The following is a 20,362-nucleotide window of genomic DNA, read 5'->3' on the forward strand; positions in this document are numbered from 1 at the left end:
CATTCTTTCTGATTGCGAGGTAGTTCCATGCTCCGGACTGTGATTCCTCAGGGGTACGCCCCCTGCCTGAACCTGTATGACACCCAGAAGGCTATCGGCCTGCTCAAGCGCCTGTTTGAGGACACCCTGGGTGGCGCCCTCCATCTGCGCCGGGTCTCCGCCCCCCTGTTTGTGGAGGCCTCCACCGGCCTGAACGACGATCTGAACGGCGTGGAGCGGGCGGTTTCCTTTGACATCCCCTTTGCCGGGCGGGAGGCCCAGGTGGTCCACTCCCTGGCCAAGTGGAAGCGCATGGCCCTCTACCGCTACCAGTTCTCCGTAGGCGAGGGGCTGTACACGGACATGAACGCCATCCGCCGGGACGAGGAGCTGGACAACCTCCATTCGGTCTATGTGGACCAGTGGGACTGGGAGAAGGTCATCGCCCCCCGGGACCGGAATGTGGACTATCTGAAGGACACGGTGCGCGCCATCGTCAGGGCCATGGGCGAGACCCAGGCCACCCTGCGGGCGGTATTCCCCCAGCTGACCGCCCTGCCCCAGCTGGAGAGCGAGGTGTCCTTTGTCACCACCCAGGAGCTGGAGGACCGCTGGCCCGCCCTCTCCCCCAAGGAGCGGGAAGACGCCTGGGTGAAGGAGTACCCCGTCACCTTCCTGATGGGCATCGGCGGGGCCCTGAAGTCCGGAGCCCCCCACGATGGCCGCGCCCCCGACTACGACGACTGGACCCTCAACGGGGATATCCTGCTGTGGAACCCGGTGCTGGAGCGGGCCTTTGAGGTGTCCTCCATGGGCATCCGGGTGGACCCGGCGGCCCTGGACCGGCAACTGACCATCGCCGGGTGCGACGAGCGGCGGGCGCTGCCCTTCCACCGGATGCTGCTGGAGGGAAAGCTCCCTCTGACCATCGGCGGCGGTATCGGCCAGTCCCGCCTGTGCATGCTCCTTCTGGGCAAGGCCCATATCGGCGAGGTGCAGGCCAGCGTCTGGGACCCGGAGACCATACAGGTCTGCCAGGACGCCGGAGTCGTACTGCTGTAACGCCGGTCTGCCCTATCATGTAAGAAAAGCCGGGCGGTCTGAGATCGCCTGGCTCTTTCTATGTGTTTTCCCGGATCTCCTTCAGAAACGCCGCGCCATAGCGCTCCAGCTTGGTCCTTCCCACGCCGGAGACCTCCAGCAGCTCCGCCTCGCTCCCCGGGCGCTTGGCGCACATGTCCCGGAGCGTGGCGTCGGAGAATACCATGTAGGGCGGGATCTTCTGGCCCCGGGCCAAAACGGACCGCAGGGCGCGCAGCCGCTGGAAGAGCCGCTCGTCCCCGGCCTTGTCGGCCGCCGGCGCCCGCTTTTTCTCCGGCTCCGCCCGCCGCTCCACAGTGATGGTCACCGCGCTCTCCCCGTCCAGCACCCAGCGGGCCCGCTCCCCCAGGCGCAGCGTGGGATACTGCCCCCCCAGCTGGAGCAGGTACTCCTGCTCCTCCAGGGCCCGAAGCCATCCGTCCACCTGCTCCCGCCGCGCCCCTTTCAGCGCGCCGTAACTCTCCAGGCGCTTCAGCCCCCACTGGCGGAGCTTTTGACTCTCCGAGCCCCGCAGCACGTCCGCGATCACGCCCCGGCCGAAGCGCTGCCCGCTCTCGGCCACGCAGCGCAGAATGGCCTGGGCCTGGCGGGTGATATCCTCCTCCTCCGTGACCCGGCAGCAGTTACCGCAGTTCCCGCAGCGGCCCGCGGCCCCCTCGCCGAAGTAGTCCAGGATGTACTGGCGCAGACAGCCCTGGGTATGGCAGTAGGCCGTCATCTGCTTCAGGCGGGCGTAGTCCCGCTCCCGCACCTGCTCCAGGGCGGCCGGGTCCAGGGCGTCGTTCTCCCGGTCCTGCCGGATGAGAAAGCGGGCCGTGGCCTCATCCCTGGGACCGTAAAGCAGAATACACCGGGCCGGCTCGCCGTCCCGCCCGGCGCGCCCCGCCTCCTGGTAATAGCTCTCCATGTCCTTGGGCATGTTGTAGTGGACCACGTAGCGCACATCAGACTTGTCAATGCCCATGCCGAAGGCGTTGGTGGCCACCATCACCCGCACCCGGTCATAGAGAAAATCCTCCTGGCTCTCCCGCCGCTCCTCCTGCTCCAGGCCCGCGTGGTAGCGGGCGGCGGACACCCCTTGGGCCTGAAGGTCCCGGCATACCTGCTCCACCCCCTTGCGGGTGGCACAGTATACGATGCCGCTCTCCCCTGGGTGGGCGGCCACAATTTCCCGCAGCCAGCCCGGTTTGTCCCTCTCCCGGCCCCGTCGCACCTCAAAACAGAGGTTGGGCCGGTCAAAGCCGGTGACCAGCTGGAAGGGATCCCGCAGCTTCAGCAGCGTCCGGATGTCCCGCCGCACGGTCTGGGTGGCGGTGGCCGTAAATGCGGCCACCACCGGCCGCCGGGGCAGCCTGTCCACAAAATCCGGAATGGCCAGATAATGGGGGCGGAAATCCTGCCCCCACTGGGAGACGCAGTGGGCCTCGTCCACCGCCACCAGGGAGATAGGAGCACGGAGGGCAAAATCCAAAAACCGCTCGGTCTCCAGCCGCTCCGGCGCCACGTAGATCAGCTTATACTGCCCTGCCCGGGCACGCTCCAGGGCCAGGGCATACTGCCGCTCGGTCAGGGCGCTGTTGAGGAAGGCGGCGGGTATGCCTGCCTGGACCAGGGCAGCCACCTGGTCCCGCATCAGGGAAATAAGCGGGGAAACCACCAGCGTAACGCCCTCCATCATCAGGGCGGGCAGCTGAAAGCACAGGGATTTGCCCGCCCCGGTGGGCATCACCGCCGCCACGTCCCGACCGGAGAGGAGGGCGGAGACGATCTCCTCCTGTCCCTCCCGGAAGTGCGAATAGCCGAAGTAGGTTTTCAATGCGTTCTGCAATTCCATGGCGCGCGGCTCCTTTATCCTGTGTTTGTTCCATTATACCGCGCCCACCGGGTCTTTTTCAATGGCAAGGGGAGGGCCTGCGGGCCCTCCCCTCGGTCACCCGGCCGGTCCCAGCAGGAGCGGCTGGAGCTGCTTTCCCGCCAGAGCGGCCTCAATCGTCTGCGTCACCTGGCCGAAATCCGCCACCACGGAGGTGGGCTTCCTCACCGGGTCATCCTGGCGGAACGGGACAAAATACACGTTCTTTTTGTCCAGCAAAGCCCCGATGTTTTTGGCAGAGCCGGCCAGGGCATCATTGGTGGATACGGCGATAACCAGGGGCCTGCCGTTGCGCAGGTGGGCCTTGGCCGCCATAGTCACCGCCGTGTCCGTAATCCCGCAGGCCAGCTTGGCCAGGGTGTTTCCCGTACAGGGACAGATGACCAGCACATCCAGCAGCCCCTGGGGACCGATGGGCTCTGCCTTTGCAATGGTGTCCACCACCCGTCTGCCGCAGATGCGCTCCATCTCCCGGAGGAAATCATGGGCGTTGCCGAAACGGGTGTCCGTGGCGGCGCTGGTTTCCGAGACAATAGGGACCACATCCTCAAACCTGGCGCGCACCTGTTCCAAGGCCGCCATGGCCCGGTCGTAAGTACAGAAGGACCCGCAGAAGGCGTATCCCACTCTGATTGCTTCCATAGTTACACTCCCAACTCGTGCAGAATGTTATAAATGGTGTTTTTGATGCTTCTGCCCGCCGTCACCGGAGCCACCTTGCCGGGCAGGGACAGAGCCCAGATGACTCGTGTGCCCAGTCGGGCGGCGGCATCAAAGTCCACCCCGGCTGGTGTGGGAAATGGCCGGACCGGCGACAAAAACAGCGTGGACGGGATCCCGTCCACGCTGTTTTCCCCTTATCCCTCCTGTGCCCGAAACCGAAACACCAACTCCAGCTCTCCCCGCTCCCCCACCAGGACGCGCTCCACCAGGGTAACCAGAGTCCTCCGCTCCGGCGGGTCAAAGGCGAGCAGCCGGCGGGCGGCCTGGACGGCGCGCTGGGGCTCCTCCGCTTTCTTTCGGCGGTTCGGGGCACAGACGAGCGCCTCCGGCCCGATTTCCGCACTCAGGCGGCGCAGCTGGTCGGTCAGCGCCTGCAGGACCGCCGCCTCCCGCACCCGGTGGGGCGTACACAGGCCCAGCCGTCCGGAGCGGCGGTACCGGCTACACACCAGCACCGCGCCGCCCGCGGTCCGCACACAGGCCATGGGCGCGCCGCAGCAGGCACAGAACACAAGGCCGGTGAGCAGCCGGCGCGCCCCGGCCGCCGGGGTATAGCTGTGGGTGCGCAGCAGTCGCTGCGCCTGGTCAAAATCCGCCTGGCTGACCAGGGGCGCGTGGGTGTTGGGGATGGTGACCCACTCCTCCGCGGACAACGTCCGCCGACGGTTCACCTTATACCCCAGCTTTTCCGTGCGCCGCTGGGTCAGGTGCCCGGCGTAGGTGGGGTTGGTGAGGATCCGGCGCACCATGGTGTCGCTCCACACCCCGCCCCCCGCGCCGCTCCGGCAGGCCGCCGGGGTGGGCACCCCGGCCCGGGTAAGGGCCTTCGCGGTCCCCAGCACAGACTCCAGAGCCAGATAGGTCTGAAACACCCGTACCGCCACCCAGGCGGCGGTGGGGTCGGGCAGCAGATGTCCCTTTTGCGCCGGGTCCTTTTGGTAGCCCAGCGGAGGTGCGGACCCGATAAACAGCCCCTCCCGTCTGCGGGTGTCCAGGGCGGTGCGCACCTTGCGGGAGATATCCGCAGTATAAAAATCGTTTGCTGCGGCCAGGAAGGGCAGCGCCAGGCTGTTCCCAAGGCCGGACGCCGTATCCACCCCCTCGTTGACTGCGATGTAGCGCACCCCGTGGGTGGGGAAATAGACCTGATAATAGTAGAGGGTTCCGATCTGATCCCTGCCCAGGCGAGACAGATCCTTGGTGACCACCGTATCGATGCGCCGTGCCTCAATGTCCGCCAGCAGCCGCTGAAAAGCGGGCCGCTGGAAGGTTGTGCCCGACCACCCGTCGTCGGCGTACTCCGCCGCCGCCGTCCACCCCCGCTCTCGCACATAGCCCAGCAGAAAGGCCCGCTGGTTGGAGATACTCATGGATTCCTCCCGCCCATTCTCGTCGTCTCGGGACAGGCGGAGGTAAAGACCTACCCGCGGGGCGGCCAAGGCTGCTCCCGTTCCCCGTTTTCCAGCGCCAGCAGCTGCCGCAGCAGCTGTTCCAGCGTCTCCCCCTGCTCGGAAAAACGGCACGTCACCGGCACGTCGCGTTCCATTCCCCATCGCCCCCTTCTCCTGCTATGCTATTCTGCGGCGGGGACGGGTATGCCCGGCCGGCCCGGACACAAAAAAGGGACCCCGGCCTGGCGGCCGGGGTCCCTTTTTTCAAAATTCAGATGTCCATGTTCAGCAGGTAAGAGCTCAGGCCCTTGCCGTGCATATCCACAGACAGGGAGCGGGTCACGCCGCCGCCCAGGGCGGCGTACATGACGAAATTGAGGGCGTGGATGTTGGGTAGCTCATAGCGGACCACCTCGCCCTTGACCATGCCCTTGAAGTGCTCTTTTACCTTCTCGGCGGTGACCTTCTCCTTCAGGAGCTCAAAATCCTTGGGATCATAGGCGATGAGGGAGATATTGGAAATGTTGCCCTTGTCTCCGGTGCGGGAGTGGGCGATATCCCAGAGTTTCATAGTGAAAAACCTCCTTAGACTTCAAAAATCTCAGCTTCGGGATGCACATCGTCGCGGTTGACCAGGATGGAGGCCACCGAGACGATGTCCCGGGTGCGCTTGACCGCGCCGCAGCCGCCGGCGGGGCCGTTGGTGTACAGGGCCTCCACCTCGTTGGCGATAATGTCGGCCTCGGCCTTGGTCTTGGCGCGGCCGGCCACCCGGACGCGCACCTCGCTGGGCTCTTCACTATACTTGAAGTCGGGGTTCCAGTACAGGCTGTTGCAGCCGATGATATCGAACTTCAGCTCGTCAAACACGTTGGGCGCAACCAGCTCCAGGCGCTCCTTCAGGATCTCCAGGGCCAGCTTGGCGCGGTTGACGCAGCCGGGGCCGCCGTAGCTGATTTCGCCGTCACCGATAAAGCAGTCGCGGTAGCCGATGGAACACTTGAAGGTCTGGGTCTTTTCCTTGCCGGTGGCGCCCTCTACCTTGACCACATCCTTGGCGGTCTGGGTGAACTTGACCTGCTTGAAGTTGGCCACCACGTCGGGGGTGAAGTAATTCTCCGGGTCGTGAATCTCGTAGACGATCTGCTCGGAGCAGGTCTCCACGGTGACCATGCCGCCCGCCTCGGGAACCTTGGTCACAAAGAAGGAGCCGTCCTCGCTGATCTCAATGATGGGGAAGCCCAGGTGGCCCACGCCGGGCACATCCTTTTTGCCGGGCTCGGCAAAGTAGCCGCCGGTGACCTGTCCGCCGCACTCCAGCAGGTGGCCCACCATGGTGCCCTTGCCCAGCTTATCCCAGTCGTCCAGAGACCAGCCGAACTCATGGATGATGGGGGCCATGAAGATGGCCGGGTCGGACACGCGGCCGGTGATGACCACGTCGGCGCCCAGATCCAGGGCCTTTAGAATGCCCTCCACACCCATGTAGGCGTTGGCGGAGACAATCTCGCCGGGCAGCTTGGACAGCGGCTCATGGGTCTCCCACACCTCAGTGTCCATATACTTGTCGATGACAGGCAACAGGTCGTCGCCGGTGACGCAGGCGATCTTCATGCCGCTGAGACCGTGCTTGCGGGCGATCTCCACGCACTTCTTGGCCGCGGCCTGGGGATTGGCGGAGCCCATGTTGGTGATGAGCTTCACCTTGTGCTCCCAGCACAGGGGTAGAGCCTTCTCCATGCGGTGCTCCAGCAGGCCGTTATAGCCCTTGGTGGGGTCCTTCAGCTTGGCCTGCTGGCCGATGGCAATGGTGCGCTCAGCCAAGCACTCATAGCTGATGTAATCCAGGTTGCCCTTTTCAATGAGCTCCAGGGAGGGCTCCAGGCGGTCACCAGCGTAGCCCGCGCCGCTGCCGATACGGATGCTTCTCATAATAAGACTTCCTTTCTCAAACGAAACCTAGATGTATGGTCAGATGGTGATCCCACCGGTAATGACGCCCACCACCAGCATAATGATGGTCAGCAGGAAAGCCGCGGGGATGGTCTTTTTCTGGTGCTCGCCCAGGTCCACACCGGCCAGGCCCACCAGCAGGAAGGTGGAGGCAGTCAGCGGAGAGACCGGGAAGCCCGTGGTCATCTGGCCCAGGATGGCGGCCTGACCCACGTTGACGCCGGCCACGCCGAAGCCCTCGGCGGTCTGTGCCAGCACGGGCAGTACGCCGTAGTAGAAGGAATCGGGGTCAAAGAGCAGAGAGGCGGGCATGGCAATCACGCCGGTGATAATGGGGAAGAAGCGGCCCAGAGACGCGGGAATCAGGGCGGTGAGGGCAGTGGCCATCTCGGTGATCATGCCGGTGCCCTTCATAATGCCGGTAAAGCAGCCGGCGGCAAAGAGCACGGAGCACATCATCAGGCACTCCTTGGCATGGGCGTCCACACGGGCCTTGGACTCCTTGACGCTGGGGTAGTTAATGACAGTGGCCAGCACATAGAACACCATAAAGACCACGGCCGGGGCAAAGCCGGAGAACAGCAGGGACAGAATCGCAGCAAGAATGAGAATAATGTTCACAGGGAACAGCTTGGGCCGCAGCAGGGCCTTCTGCTCATCGGTGAGCTCAGCGGCGGTGACGTTGGCGCTGGCCAGAGCCACAGCACCGATACGCGCCTTCTCACGCTTGCCCATAAAGGCGGCGAACACAACCACACAGACCAGACCCACGATGACCGCGGGCAGCACGGGCATAAACAGATCCTTTACCACATCCACCTGCAGGGCGGTGGCGGCGCGAATGGTGGGGCCGCCCCAGGGGAGGATATTCATGGTGCCGGCGGCCAGGGCCACAATGGTGGCCAAGGTGGTGCGCTTCATGCCCACCGCGTCGTACAGAGGCACCAGCGGAGGGATGCAGATCAGGAAGGTAACGGCGCCGGAGCCATCCAGATGGACGCACATGGCCAGAATGGCAGTGCCGATGGCGATCTTTACCGGATCGGTGCCCATAAACTTGGTAATGCCGCCGATGATGGGGCGGAAGGTACCCGCGTCGGTCAGAACACCGAAGAACAGGATGGAGAAGATGAACATGACGCCGGTGGCGGCCACAGAGCCGATGCCGGAGGAGCCGGTGATCATCTTACCCAGGCTCTTGAAGTTGGCGACAAAGTCAATGACGCCGGGGGTCCCCTCTGCGGCCCCCTCCGGGACCACTGCGATGAAGAAGCAGGCGATAATGCCGGTAATGACGGGGACTGCGATCAGGGCCACCAGGGGTGACGCCTTTTTGGTCATAATGAGCACGAGCATCACGATGACCGTTACAAATCCGAGTATTGCGAGTGCTGACATGTTGGTATTCCTCCTCTTAACAAATTGCAACCAATTCCCAAAGCTGCGTACAGCCAAATTAATTGCAATTTTCGTGCCAACTTTTAAGCAGCCGCTCTGTTTTCCCCGCAATCCGCTGCGCCCCAGCTGGTTTATCTTCCTTTTCCCACAAAGGATAAGGCCGCTCCAATTTCCAGTTTTTTAGAAATTGGGGCGGCCGATTTTCCCGAAAAAGGTCGGTGGTTCCTTGCCGTATCTGGTCTTTCTAAAATTCAAGAATACAATTCCAGTTTTTTAGAATCATTTTTCATTTAATTTATTGTAGAGGCTGGCCAGGGAAATCCCCAGCTCGGCGGCCGCTTTGCGCTTGCCCTCAGTGGTGGCTCCGTGACGGGCCAGGGCCTTGTCAATCTCCCGGCGTTCAAATTCCCGTACCCGCTGGGCCAGTGAGGCGGCCGCCGGCTTTTCTCCAAGACGGCTCAGGTCATCGGGCAGATTGTCCAGTCCAATCACCCCCTCCTGGGTCAGATAGGAGGAGAACTCCAGCACGTTGCGCAGCTCCCGCACGTTCCCCGGCCAGGTGTGGCGGCACAGTGCCTGCATGGCCTCATCGGTAATCCGGAGGGTACGGTGCAGCTTCCGTGAGAGTCCGGCGAGCAGATCTCTAGCCAGAACAGGAATATCCTCCACCCGCTCCCGCAGCGGCGGGATCCGGATCGGGAAGGTATTCAGCCGGTAATACAGGTCGCTGCGGAATTTTCCGGCTGCCGCATAGGCGCCCAGGTCCGCGTTACAGGCGGCAATCACCCGCACATCCACCTCCGCCTCCTTTACCGCGCCCACCGGGCGGATCCTCCGCTCCTGCAGTGCGCGCAGCAGCTTGGACTGCAGCGCCACGTCCATCTCCGAAATCTCGTCCAGGAAGAGCGTGCCACCGTCGGCGGCCTCAAACAGGCCCATTTTCCCGCCCTTTTTTGCGCCGGTAAAGGCCCCCTCCGCATAGCCGAACAGCTCTGATTCCAAAATATTGGCGTTGAAGTTGGAGCAGTTGATGGCCACAAATACGCTGTCCCGCCGGGGGCTGGCGTTGTGAATCGCCTGGGCATAGAGCTCTTTGCCTGTTCCGCTCTCCGACTCCAGCAGGACCGTGGCGTCCGTGGCGGCAATCCTCTCCGCCCGCTGCTTAACCTGCCGGGAGGCGGGGCTGACCGCCGTAATGTCGTCAAAGGTATATCGGGCACCATTCGCTTTGCTGATCGACCGCAGCACCTGGCGGCTGCGCAGCTCGATGGCCTCCAGCTCCTCCCGCGCTCGGTACGCGTCCTCCAGGAATGTGACCACCGAAAGGCCGCCCACCAGGGTCCCCTCCTGATAGATCGGGTACATGTTGACAAAGTAAAAGTCCTGGATCTCTTTCCGGGTTAGGTGGAGAATAGGCTTCCCCTCCTCCAGCACGTCAGGCAGACGGGCGCCCGGGCGCAGGTCCCGCAGGCGGTAGCCCTCAATCGGCCCCACGTCCCCGCCGGCCTCATTGTTGAGGAATTCCCGATAGGCCTTATTGCCGAAGACAATTGTGCCCTCGGTGTCGATGATGGTAATCCCCTCCCGCATGGCGTCAAAAGCGCTGCGGGCATCCTGGCCGAGCTGCATAGGACCCTCTCCTCTCTGTGCCTCCTATTGTATCGGAGTGGGCAGCCAAGTGCAATCCTTTTATCATAAATCCCACACCAGCCCCGCCCGGCTTTGATGCCAGGTCGATGACCAGGCTCCCTGGGCGCAGGTCCTCCAGTTCCTCTTCCCCCAGCAGGCGGACGGGCGCGGTGTTGATGACCAGGTCGCTGCGGCACAGACGGCCCGCCAGCTCCCCCATGGGCACGCTCTCATAGCCAAAGGCCTCCGCCCAGGCCAGATCCGAGCACTTCCTGGCAGCCACCGCCACCCGCGCCCCCAGGGCGGCAAACCGGTTGGCGAGCACCTTTCCCAGCCGGCCATAGCCCAGGATGAGCACGTTGGCCTCCTGCAGGGTGATGGGCAGCTCTTCCATGGCGATCTGAACGGCCCCCTCTGCGGTAGGTACCGCCTTAGCGATAACAGCCCGGCCTGGGGAGCACGATCGGATCCCGCCGCCCCCAAAGCCGGAGCTCCAGGCGGTCCGGGTAGACCACCGCCCGCTCCACCGCCGCGGCCAGCTCCCGCTCTCCGGCCGCCGGGGCGGCGGAGGTCTGCGCCGCCCGCTTGTCCAGGCGGGTCAGCTCCCGCTCGTACTTTTCCCGCGCCAGCGCCAGCTCCTCCCGGGTAATGGCCCCCGCCAGATAGGCGTCCACCGCCCGGGTGCGGCGTGCCACCAGACGGGCCCGCCGCTCCGCCAGATGGCCGGCGGCGTCCTCCTCCGGTGGCGCGGGCCGTTCCCCCAGCGCCTGCGCCGCGCAGGCGGTCAGCATTTCGTGCTCCACCGGGGCCAGAGTGCAGCGCTCCTCCCCGGTCCGGCCGCCGCAGGTCCAGGTGTGGACGGCGCTGCCGTCCCTCCGGCGGCGGATACGGGAGGTCAGGCGGCCGCCGCACAGGCCGCAAGTCAGCTTGCCGGAGCACCAGTAGCGGCCGGAATAGCGGCTGCCCTCTCCCCGCGCCGCCGCCCGCCGGGCCAGCTCGGCCTGAACCGCCTCCCAGACGGGCCGCTCCACAATGGCCGGGTGGTGGTCCCGCAGATAGATCTGTTCCTCCATGCCCCGGTTTTCCACCTTCCGGTGGGTGAGATAGTCGGTAGTAATGTACTTCTTCTGCAGCAGATCGCCCACATACTTCTCGTTGCGCAGCAACCGCAGCACCATGGTGGAGGACCAGGCAGCCGCCCGGGGGGGCTGCACCCCCTCCTCATTCAGCTCCCGGGCAATGACATAGGTCCCCTTGCCCTCCTGAAGAAACCGCCGGTAGACCTCCCGCACCACTCCGGCCTCCCCCTCCCGGATGGACAGCCGTCCCTTTTGAGTGGCATAGCCGTAGGTGCTGTCGTTGCCGAAGGCCACCCCCGCCTCCATCCGCCGCAGCTGCCCCCACTTTACCCGCTGGGAGGTCTTGCGTGACTCCTCCTGTGCCATGCTGGCCATGATGGTCAGCCGCAGCTCCCCGTCGTTGTCCCTGGTGTCGATATGGTCGGAGAGGAAGCGTACGCCCACTCCTATCTGTAATAATTTTCTGGTATATTCCAATGTGTCAACGGTATTTCGGGCAAAACGGGAGACCTCCTTGGTCAGGATCAGGTCCAGCCGGCCGTTTTCCGCATCCCGGAGCAGCCGCTGAAACGCCTGCCTGCGGCGGGTGCTGGTGCCCGAAACCCCCTCGTCCGCATAGACCCCCGCCAGGCTCCATCCCGGGTGTGCGTCAATGTAGTCCTGAAAATACCGCTGCTGGCTGCGCAGGGAATTGGCCTGGTCCTCCCGGTCGGTGGACACCCGGCAGTAGGCCGCCACCCGCAGCTTTGCCTGTTCCACGGCGCATACCCCCTTTCCACTCCAGAACCTATGCGCCCAGGGGAAAGGAATTGCCTCCGGGGACAAAAAACGGTATAATACGATATCATACGCTTCACACAGAGGAGGAGGACGGGGACTTATGGCAAGGAAATCCGCCCGCAATACCCGGGGCAAGATTGTCAGCGCTGCCTGGAAGCTCTTTTATGAGCAGGGGTACGAGCACACCACGGTGGAGGAAATCATCGATCTGTCTCGCACCTCCAAGGGTTCCTTCTACCACTATTTTGACGGCAAGGACGCCCTGCTGAGCACCCTGAGCGACCTGTTCGACGAAAAGTATGAGGCCCTGCGGGAGACCATGGACCCAGCTATGCCCGCCATGGAGCAGCTTCTTTTTCTCAACAGTGAGCTTTTCGGCATGATCGAGGACAGCGTCTCCTTGGAGCTGCTCTCCCGGCTGCTCTCCACCCAGCTGGTGACCAGCGGTGAAAAGCACCTATTGGACCACAAGCGCACCTACTACCGCCTGCTGCGCCGCATTATTGCCGACGGGCAGTCCTCCGGACAGTTCTCCTCCAAACGGAGTGTCAATGAGCTGGTTAAGCTCTACGCCCTGTGCGAGCGCGCCCTTCTGTATGACTGGTGCCTGTGCGGCGGGGAATATAACCTGCGGGATTACGCCGCTCAGGTTCTGCCCCATTTTTTGAGCGGTTTCCTTCCAGGCTAGCCTCCTAAAATCCGTCTTGTCTTTATCCCTTCCTTTTTCTTATATTTTCTTCCATAATACAGAACAGTGTATAGACTATAGTCTATACACTGTTCTGTATTGCGTTCTATTTTTTGTCGTGATATGATAACGGATAATTCCGATTTCCCGCCGTCTGCGCTTTGTGTGGGGCGCATCCGGTCAGAGAAATCTGTCTTTGGGGAGGTTCTCTATATGACCACAGCACAAATCTGTATCCTTGCGGCCATTGTGATCTATCTGGTGGCAATGGTCCTTGTCGGCGTCTATTTCAGCCGGAAAGGCAGCGGCGACTCCTCCGACCAGTTCTATCTGGGCGGGCGCGGCCTGGGCCCCATCGTGACCGCCATGAGCGCGGAGGCCTCCGATATGAGCAGCTATCTGCTGATGGGGCTGCCCGGCCTGGCCTATCTGTGCGGTGTGGCCGAGGTGGGCTGGACCGCCATCGGCCTTGCGGTAGGTACTTATCTCAACTGGCTGATTGTGGCCAAGCGTCTGCGCCGCTACTCCGACCGTCTGGGCGCCATTACTCTCCCGGACTTCTTCTCCCGCCGATACCGGGACAACCGCCGGGCGCTCTCCTGCATCGCCGCCCTGATTATCCTAATTTTCTTTGTCCCCTATACCGCCTCGGGCTTCAAGGCGGTGGGCACGCTGTTCAACAGTCTGTTCGGCTGGGAGTATCACACCTCTATGATCATCGGCGCCATTGTCATCATCGGCTACACGGTGCTGGGCGGCTTCCTGGCCGTATCCACCACGGATCTGATCCAGAGCGTTGTGATGACCATCGCCCTGATCGTCATCGTGATCTTCGGCGTGCAGCAGGCGGGCGGCTGGGACGTGGTGGCGGAAAACGCCAAGTCCCTGCCCGGCTATCTGAATATGACCCAGGGGTATAACGCGGCGGCCGGGACGGCCTCCTCCTTCGGCGGGCTGAGCATTGTTTCCACCCTGGCCTGGGGTCTGGGCTACTTCGGCATGCCCCACATCCTCCTGCGCTTTATGGCCATCCGCCACGAGGATGAGCTCAAGACCTCCCGCCGCATTGCCTCCATCTGGGTGGTCATCTCCATGCTCATTGCGATTTTGATCGGCATCATCGGCTACAGCGTCTCTGCCGCCGGAAAAATCCCCTTCCTCTCCTCCAGCGCCGAGTCTGAGACCATTATTGTCCGCCTGTCTGACCTGATGAGCCAGCACGGCGTGCTCCTTGCTCTCATGGCCGGCGTGGTGCTGGCCGGCATTCTGGCCAGTACCATGTCCACTGCGGACTCCCAGCTGCTGGCAGCCGCCTCCAGCGTGTCCCAGGACCTGATGCAGGACTTTTTCCATGTAAAGCTCAGCGCCAAGGCCGCCATGCTGGCTGCCCGCGCCACAGTAATTATTATCGCCGTCATCGGCATTCTTCTGGCCTGGGATCCCAACAGCTCGGTCTTCAAAATCGTCTCCTTTGCCTGGGCGGGTTTCGGCGCCGCCTTTGGCCCGGTCATGCTCATGTCTCTGTTCTGGAAGCGGAGCAACAAGTGGGGCGCCCTGGCCGGCATGGTCTCCGGCGGCGCCATGGTGTTTATCTGGAAGTACGGCGTCGCCCGCCTCGGTGGAGCCTGGGCCATTTATGAGCTGCTGCCCGCTTTTCTGGTTGCCTGCGCAGCGATCGTGGTGGTCTCCCTCCTCACCGCACCCCCGTCGAAAGAGGTCGTCCGCGAATTCGAGTCTGTGCGGCGCTGATATATCTGCAAAAAGCCTCCCGGTGCGGACAATCGCCGCACCGGGGGGCTTTTACGCTATTTTTCGCCCTGCTCTCCCAGCCATGGGTCACGCGCTTTCTGTACAATGCAGACCACCTCGTAGCGCATGGCCCGGCGCATCCGGGTACGCCGAGTAGTGAGCCAGATCAACAAAAAGCCCAGCAGGGCCAGGATTCCGCCGGAGAGCAGGCGCTCTGCCCCCGCGCCACCCCGCTCCAGGAGCATACCGATCACAAAGAACAGTGGCACCACCAGATAGGGCAGCCACTCGCCGCGGGCTTTTTTCCAGGGCTTGGCGGGTTTGAGCTCCACCACATCGCCCCGCTTGGCCTTTTCCAAGTTTTCCGCAACGCAGCGCTCCTTACCGGGCTCCCCGTTTTCCCAGAGGACAGCCTCGGCGTAGCCCTGAGTGATAACCCGGGTAATTGTTGCCATAACAACAGCGGGCATAAGCGCGCTCCTTTCTTTCGGTGCGTCAAAGGGAGAACCAAACGGTTCTCCCTTTGATAGTTTTACTTTGATTCAGAGAGGTGCTCAGATAAACATGGGGATAAAATACAGGCCCAGGCAGACAATCACTACCCAGAATACACAGATAAAGGCCATAAAGCCCCACACATCCTTGAGCTTCATACCGACTACGGACAGAGCCGGGATGACATACAGAGGCTGGAGCAGGTTGGTACACTCGTCGCCATAGACAAAGGCGTTCAGGCAGTTGACCAAGTTAGTACCAGGGATAGCCTTGGCAGCCTCCACAATAAGGGGGCCCTGGACGGTGAACTGACCGCCTTGAGAGGGGATGAACAGATTTACGACACAGGCGGACAGGAAGGAGAAGATGGGCATAGTCTGGGCGTTGGCCACGGAGATCATGGCGTTGATCAGCACAGAGCCCAAGCCGCCGTCAATGTACATCATACCCATGATGGCGCCGTAGAAGGGGAACTGGAGCATGACGTCGGTGGCCAGGTGCATGGAGTTTTTGTGGGCCTCAATCCACTGATGAGGCTCGGGGAACAGGAAGCAGTTAATGCCTACAAACAGGAAGATAACCAGGTTCATGTTCAGCGCGCCCAGCAGGCCCTTGGTTGCCACAGAGTACACAATGTAGACGAAGATGAAAGCGCCGGTAATCCACATAAAGGGCTTAAAGGCATTCATGTGCTCGGCAGCGTTTTCGGGCTTCTTGGTGCTCTTGTAGGACTCCGGCACCACATCGGCTTCGGTGGCAATGTCGCCCAGCTCCACCAGCTCATCCTTGCCGGGCTGAGTGAAAAGCACCAGCAGGATGAATACCACGGCCAGGACAACCCAGAGGATAATGCTCATGTACGGTAAGGAAGCAAGCAACCGAAAACAAGAGATAGACCGCCAGCACTACACTATTCCGAACCAAAGACCAAAAGATAAGCATTGTGGGAAAATCTAAACTTTTGGATTTTCCTACAATGCCAACTACGGCGGAATCCCTCCCACTCCTTATATCTTTCTGTATACATTGAATTTGTATTTAGTAAAATGCAGACAACACCACGGATCGGCTTTTGGTTGGACAATTCCAACCAAACACCACAGCAGACAGCAGAAAACATTCTGAACGCTAGGAAGCCGGTATGATTGTTACATATAAGGGGAAGAAAAATTTCTTTTAGGTACTTGCTTTCCTAAAACTGATGTGATACAATGATTTAATCCAGAAAAGGAGTAAAAAATATGCGGCAAGGTATTCTTAAATAAAACTATAATCAAATAGTGGGAACAAAGGATTATGATAGCTCCTTTTGTAGGGGCTTAGTTTTTTGTACCCAATTTAAGAATACTTTTGCCTTATCAATTTTGACATATCCCCAAAAACAGCAATCACAAACAGGTGTATGCTGTATATGTGTATGTCCGCAACTTATAATCCCCAGTGGTAAAAGTATTTTACTGCTGGGGATTTTTATGCCCTTTGGGGCTGTAAAGGGAGGACAATCACATGAAAATAATCAATATTGGAATTCTTGCCCATGTAGACGCTGGAAAGACGACCTTGACGGAGAGCCTGCTATATGCCAGCGGAGCCATTTCAGAACCGGGGAGCGTCGAAAAAGGGACAACGAGGACGGACACCATGTTTTTGGAGCGGCAGCGTGGGATTACCATTCAAGCGGCAGTCACTTCCTTCCAGTGGCACAGATGTAAAGTTAACATTGTGGATACGCCCGGCCACATGGATTTTTTGGCGGAGGTGTACCGCTCTTTGGCTGTTTTAGATGGGGCCATCTTGGTGATCTCCGCTAAAGATGGCGTGCAGGCCCAGACCCGTATTCTGTTCCATGCCCTGCGGAAAATGAACATTCCCACCGTTATCTTTATCAACAAGATCGACCAGGCTGGCGTTGATTTGCAGAGCGTGGTTCAGTCTGTTCGGGATAAGCTCTCCGCCGATATTATCATCAAGCAGACGGTGTCGCTGTCCCCGGAAATAGTCCTGGAGGAAAATACCGACATAGAAGCATGGGATGCGGTCATCGAAAATAACGATGAATTATTGGAAAAGTATATCGCAGGAGAACCAATCAGCCGGGAAAAACTTGCGCGGGAGGAACAGCAGCGGGTTCAAGACGCCTCCCTGTTCCCAGTCTATCATGGCAGCGCCAAAAATGGCCTTGGCATTCAACCGTTGATGGATGCGGTGACAGGGCTGTTCCAACCGATTGGGGAACAGGGGGGCGCCGCCCTATGCGGCAGCGTTTTCAAGGTTGAGTACACCGATTGCGGCCAGCGGCGTGTCTATCTACGGTTATACAGCGGAACGCTGCGCCTGCGGGATACGGTGGCCCTGGCCGGGAGAGAAAAGCTGAAAATCACAGAGATGCGTATTCCATCCAAAGGGGAAATTGTTCGGACAGACACCGCTTATCAGGGTGAAATTGTTATCCTTCCCAGCGACAGCGTGAGGTTAAACGATGTATTAGGGGACCAAACCCGGCTCCCTCGTAAAAGGTGGCGCGAGGACCCCCTCCCCATGCTGCGGACGACGATTGCGCCGAAAACGGCAGCGCAAAGAGAACGGCTGCTGGACGCTCTTACGCAACTTGCGGATACTGACCCGCTTTTGCGTTGCGAAGTGGATTCCATCACCCATGAGATCATTCTTTCTTTTTTGGGCCGGGTGCAGTTGGAGGTTGTTTCCGCTTTGCTGTCGGAAAAATACAAGCTTGAAACAGTGGTAAAGGAACCCTCCGTCATTTATATGGAGCGGCCGCTCAAAGCAGCCAGCCACACCATCCATATCGAGGTGCCGCCCAACCCGTTTTGGGCATCCATAGGACTGTCTGTTACACCACTCTCGCTTGGCTCCGGTGTACAATACGAGAGCCGGGTTTCGCTGGGATACTTGAACCAGAGTTTTCAAAACGCTGTCAGGGATGGTATCCGTTACGGGCTGGAGCAGGGCTTGTTCGGCTGGAACGTAACGGACTGTAAGATTTGCTTTGAATACGGGCTTTATTACAGTCCGGTCAGCACGCCGGCGGACTTCCGCTCATTGGCCCCGATTGTATTGGAACAGGCATTGAAGGAATCGGGGACGCAGCTGCTGGAACCTTATCTCTCCTTCATCCTCTATGCGCCCCAGGAATACCTTTCCAGGGCTTATCATGATGCACCGAAATACTGTGCCACCATCGAAACGGCCCAGGTAAAAAAGGATGAAGTTGTCTTTACTGGCGAGATTCCCGCCCGCTGTATACAGGCATACCGTACTGATCTGGCCTTTTACACCAACGGGCGGAGCGTATGCCTTACAGAGCTGAAAGGATATCAGGCCGCTGTCGGTCAGCCGGTCATCCAGCCCCGCCGTCCAAACAGCCGCCTGGACAAGGTGCGCCATATGTTTCAGAAGGTAATGTAAAGATACATAATCGTCAAGACGGCAACAATCAGAAGTTATGGAGGGTAACAATGGAATATAGTAAGGAAGATTTAATGGAAGCAAAAAAGCAAATTTGGGGAGTGGGAGAGAACATGGGAACAGAGGAAAGTAAAAAAATCTGGGAGGAGAACGCACAATTTTGGGATAATGCAATGGGTGACGAATCTAATGAATTTCACAGAGAGGTAGTGCGTCCCAAAGTAACGGAACTTCTATCTCCTAATCCTGCGGATTACATTTTGGATATTGCGTGTGGCAATGGAAATTATTCTTCGTATCTTGCACAAAGAGGCGCTTCGGTTGTCGCTTTTGATTACAGCAAAAAAATGATAGAATTGGCTAAAAGACGGCAATCACAATATGCAAAACAAATTGAATTTTGTGTGGCGGATGCGACCGATAGAAAAAGTATATTAGAATTAAAAAGAAATCGAGCCTTTACGAAAGCAGTTTCTAATATGGCAATTATGGATATTACGGATATTGAACCACTTCTTATGGCTGTTTATGAACTGTTGCAGGAAAGCGGAATTTTTGTCTTTGCAACGCAACACCCTTGTTTTGTCACGTTGACTGAAAAATATATGACACCGCACAGTTACTATGATATAGCGATTGAAGGGCAACCGAAAGAGCAGATTTATTATCATCGTTCCATACAAGATATTTTTAACCTTTGTTTTAGAGCTGGATTTGTCATTGATGGATTTTATGAAGAATGTTTTAAAACCAACAAAGAAATTCCTATGGTAATGATAGTAAGGCTTAAGAAGGTAAAACGTGATAGCTTAAAATAAATTCAAGTTTGTCGGGTAAATAGCAAACCCAGCCGAGCCAGTCAACGGTCAAGATGAACGGCGCATATGCGCAGCCGTTGACAGCCCCGCCCGCCTTTGCTGGTAGGCAATCAAGGGGCGACAGCAAGAAGTGCCACCGCCCCGCACTATTATTCAGAAAGGGGAATTTCCATGACCGACCAGATAGCCTATCAAGAATATATCCAGCGCAGGTACAACGCCTTTTGCAAGACTGTTATCCGCTGTGCCGCCTTGGACAAGATTTTGAAGCTTAAACGGCAATGGGAACGGCAAGTTTCCCTTGACTATCTGATGAACGAGAAGTTTGTCCAGTTTGCCGCGTCGGAGCCGGACGAGGAATACCCATTTACCGTCTGCGGTCAGACCGTCCTGCTCTGCAACGCCGCCCTTGCCGACGCGATCTCTGTTTTGCCGGAGCAGACGCGGGAAGAAATCCTGCGCTATTACTTTCTGCGCCAGCCGCAGCGCGTGATCGGCGCGTGTATTGGCCGGTCACGCAGCACAGCGGGGCGGCATATCCAGCTTGCCTTGCAGCGGCTACGCGAAGAAATGGGGGTGAGCCGGTATGAGTAGACTTCTCCCCTATGAAACAATCCTCAAAGCCCGTGAGGGCGACCCAGAAGCCGTGAACGCTGTCCTGCTCCACTACGCCGGATATATCCGCTATTTCTCAAAAGTGAACGGGCAGGTCAACGCCGAGGTGGAGGACTATGTAAAGCAGCGGTTAATTGACTGTCAATTCAAGTTCCGGCTTGACGAACCACCGGACAAGTCATAAAAACTGAATACCAGCCGCCACCGACGCGGCCAGCGAAAGCAGTAAGTCTTGAAAAAGATTTACTGCTTTTTTTGTTGTCCGGCTCCGCTCCCGGCCATTTTGCCCCCTGCCGGTTGTAGTAGTAAGCGAGGAGGGAATTTTTCTGCCCTGGTGTTTGGCATTTGGAGCATTTACCCGTAGTAGAGGGCAAAGAGAAAGGATTTCTCCAACACCGGGTAGAAACCACTGCGTCCGGTGTCATTTTAGCGAAAGCGGGCAGGAATGCCCTTTACAGGATTAGTAGTAGCAGAAAAAGAGAAACAAACTTTTGTGGTTGCAGTTTTCCAAAAAAGTGGCGGACGGAAGTGAGAGAAAGTTTGCAGTCACGGAGAGCAAGATTCTACCGCAGTACCAAAATTCGCTTTTCGCTCATTTTGCTCCTGCGGGAATCTTGTTGGGGAGTGCCTTCCCCAAACCCTGCTTATGCGGCTTACGCCGCTTA

At 59.3% G+C, this 20,362-nt stretch carries 20 protein-coding genes; 7 read left to right on the top strand and 13 right to left on the bottom strand.

Annotated elements, in window-relative coordinates:
• Positions 1-27: 27 nt before the first annotated feature.
• Complete coding sequence (gene asnA / locus H9Q75_RS08050) at positions 28-1,041, top strand: aspartate--ammonia ligase (protein WP_186565917.1); 1,014 nt, start codon at positions 28-30, stop codon at positions 1,039-1,041.
• A gap of 58 nt (positions 1,042-1,099) precedes the next feature.
• Here the strand turns inward: asnA and recQ are convergent, their stop codons facing one another.
• The 11 genes from recQ to H9Q75_RS08100 form a co-directional block, all read right to left on the bottom strand.
• Positions 1,100-2,914, bottom strand: coding sequence for a DNA helicase RecQ (recQ, locus tag H9Q75_RS08055; protein WP_186565919.1), 1,815 nt, complete (start codon positions 2,912-2,914; stop codon positions 1,100-1,102).
• A gap of 96 nt (positions 2,915-3,010) precedes the next feature.
• Complete coding sequence (locus tag H9Q75_RS08060; RefSeq protein WP_186565921.1) at positions 3,011-3,595, bottom strand: dipicolinate synthase subunit B; 585 nt, start codon at positions 3,593-3,595, stop codon at positions 3,011-3,013.
• Positions 3,596-3,597: 2 nt separating this feature from the next.
• Positions 3,598-3,798: a hypothetical protein gene (locus tag H9Q75_RS08065; protein WP_423788640.1), complete on the bottom strand. Its 201-nt coding sequence runs from the start codon at positions 3,796-3,798 to the stop codon at positions 3,598-3,600.
• A gap of 12 nt (positions 3,799-3,810) precedes the next feature.
• Positions 3,811-5,115 carry a recombinase family protein gene (locus tag H9Q75_RS08070; RefSeq protein WP_186565923.1) on the bottom strand — a complete coding sequence of 435 codons (1,305 nt, stop codon included), beginning with the start codon at positions 5,113-5,115 and terminating at the stop codon, positions 3,811-3,813.
• The gene (locus H9Q75_RS12790) at positions 5,097-5,222 is read right to left on the bottom strand and encodes a hypothetical protein (protein WP_279287653.1); all 126 of its coding nucleotides are present in this window, start codon (positions 5,220-5,222) and stop codon (positions 5,097-5,099) included. The genes H9Q75_RS08070 and H9Q75_RS12790 overlap by 19 nt, the downstream gene beginning before the upstream one ends.
• Before the next feature lie 116 nt (positions 5,223-5,338).
• Positions 5,339-5,638, bottom strand: a complete 300-nt coding sequence (locus tag H9Q75_RS08075) for an AtuA-related protein (protein ID WP_186565925.1) — start codon at positions 5,636-5,638, stop codon at positions 5,339-5,341.
• Positions 5,639-5,652: 14 nt separating this feature from the next.
• The gene (locus H9Q75_RS08080) at positions 5,653-6,999 is read right to left on the bottom strand and encodes an acyclic terpene utilization AtuA family protein (protein WP_186565927.1); all 1,347 of its coding nucleotides are present in this window, start codon (positions 6,997-6,999) and stop codon (positions 5,653-5,655) included.
• 39 nt (positions 7,000-7,038) lie between these two features.
• Positions 7,039-8,418, bottom strand: coding sequence for a CitMHS family transporter (locus H9Q75_RS08085; RefSeq protein WP_186565929.1), 1,380 nt, complete (start codon positions 8,416-8,418; stop codon positions 7,039-7,041).
• A gap of 279 nt (positions 8,419-8,697) precedes the next feature.
• Positions 8,698-10,047: a sigma-54 interaction domain-containing protein gene (locus H9Q75_RS08090; protein ID WP_186565931.1), complete on the bottom strand. Its 1,350-nt coding sequence runs from the start codon at positions 10,045-10,047 to the stop codon at positions 8,698-8,700.
• Positions 10,013-10,441 carry an NAD(P)-dependent oxidoreductase gene (locus H9Q75_RS08095; RefSeq protein ID WP_186565933.1) on the bottom strand — a complete coding sequence of 143 codons (429 nt, stop codon included), beginning with the start codon at positions 10,439-10,441 and terminating at the stop codon, positions 10,013-10,015. The genes H9Q75_RS08090 and H9Q75_RS08095 overlap by 35 nt, the downstream gene beginning before the upstream one ends.
• A 37-nt stretch (positions 10,442-10,478) precedes the next feature.
• Positions 10,479-11,885: a recombinase family protein gene (locus tag H9Q75_RS08100; RefSeq protein WP_186565935.1), complete on the bottom strand. Its 1,407-nt coding sequence runs from the start codon at positions 11,883-11,885 to the stop codon at positions 10,479-10,481.
• A gap of 121 nt (positions 11,886-12,006) precedes the next feature.
• Between H9Q75_RS08100 and H9Q75_RS08105 the strand changes: the two genes are divergently transcribed.
• Together H9Q75_RS08105 and H9Q75_RS08110 are read left to right on the top strand one after the other, a co-directional pair.
• On the top strand, positions 12,007-12,594 hold the full coding sequence (locus H9Q75_RS08105; protein ID WP_186565937.1) for a TetR/AcrR family transcriptional regulator: 588 nt from the start codon (positions 12,007-12,009) through the stop codon (positions 12,592-12,594).
• Positions 12,595-12,807: 213 nt separating this feature from the next.
• The gene (locus tag H9Q75_RS08110) at positions 12,808-14,343 is read left to right on the top strand and encodes a sodium/proline symporter (RefSeq protein WP_186565939.1); all 1,536 of its coding nucleotides are present in this window, start codon (positions 12,808-12,810) and stop codon (positions 14,341-14,343) included.
• Positions 14,344-14,399: 56 nt separating this feature from the next.
• Here H9Q75_RS08110 and H9Q75_RS08115 read toward each other — a convergent pair whose 3' ends face one another.
• Both H9Q75_RS08115 and H9Q75_RS08120 read right to left on the bottom strand, forming a co-directional pair.
• A complete protein-coding gene (locus tag H9Q75_RS08115; protein ID WP_186565941.1) occupies positions 14,400-14,813 on the bottom strand; it encodes a hypothetical protein in 414 nt (137 codons plus the stop codon).
• An 84-nt stretch (positions 14,814-14,897) separates the two neighbouring features.
• Entirely contained in the window at positions 14,898-15,665 is a 768-nt protein-coding gene (locus H9Q75_RS08120; RefSeq protein ID WP_341480922.1) for a TIGR00366 family protein, read from the bottom strand.
• 679 nt (positions 15,666-16,344) lie between these two features.
• On the opposite strand from H9Q75_RS08120, the gene tet(W) reads away from it, so the two are divergent.
• The 4 genes from tet(W) to H9Q75_RS08140 all read left to right on the top strand — a co-directional run bounded on the left by tet(W) (position 16,345) and on the right by H9Q75_RS08140 (position 19,881).
• Positions 16,345-18,264 (top strand): tetracycline resistance ribosomal protection protein Tet(W), encoded by a 1,920-nt coding sequence (gene tet(W), locus H9Q75_RS08125; RefSeq protein ID WP_002586627.1) that lies wholly within the window; start codon positions 16,345-16,347, stop codon positions 18,262-18,264.
• A 50-nt stretch (positions 18,265-18,314) separates the two neighbouring features.
• The gene (locus H9Q75_RS08130; RefSeq protein WP_002586626.1) at positions 18,315-19,082 is read left to right on the top strand and encodes a class I SAM-dependent methyltransferase; all 768 of its coding nucleotides are present in this window, start codon (positions 18,315-18,317) and stop codon (positions 19,080-19,082) included.
• Between the two features lie 171 nt (positions 19,083-19,253).
• Positions 19,254-19,676: a sigma-70 RNA polymerase sigma factor region 4 domain-containing protein gene (locus H9Q75_RS08135; RefSeq protein ID WP_002586616.1), complete on the top strand. Its 423-nt coding sequence runs from the start codon at positions 19,254-19,256 to the stop codon at positions 19,674-19,676.
• Complete coding sequence (locus tag H9Q75_RS08140) at positions 19,669-19,881, top strand: helix-turn-helix domain-containing protein (protein WP_002586615.1); 213 nt, start codon at positions 19,669-19,671, stop codon at positions 19,879-19,881. Before H9Q75_RS08135 ends, H9Q75_RS08140 begins: the two co-directional genes overlap by 8 nt.
• Positions 19,882-20,362 lie beyond the last annotated feature (481 nt).

It is taken from the genome of Lawsonibacter celer, assembly GCF_014281125.1.
Lineage (GTDB): Bacteria > Bacillota > Clostridia > Oscillospirales > Oscillospiraceae > Lawsonibacter_B > Lawsonibacter_B celer.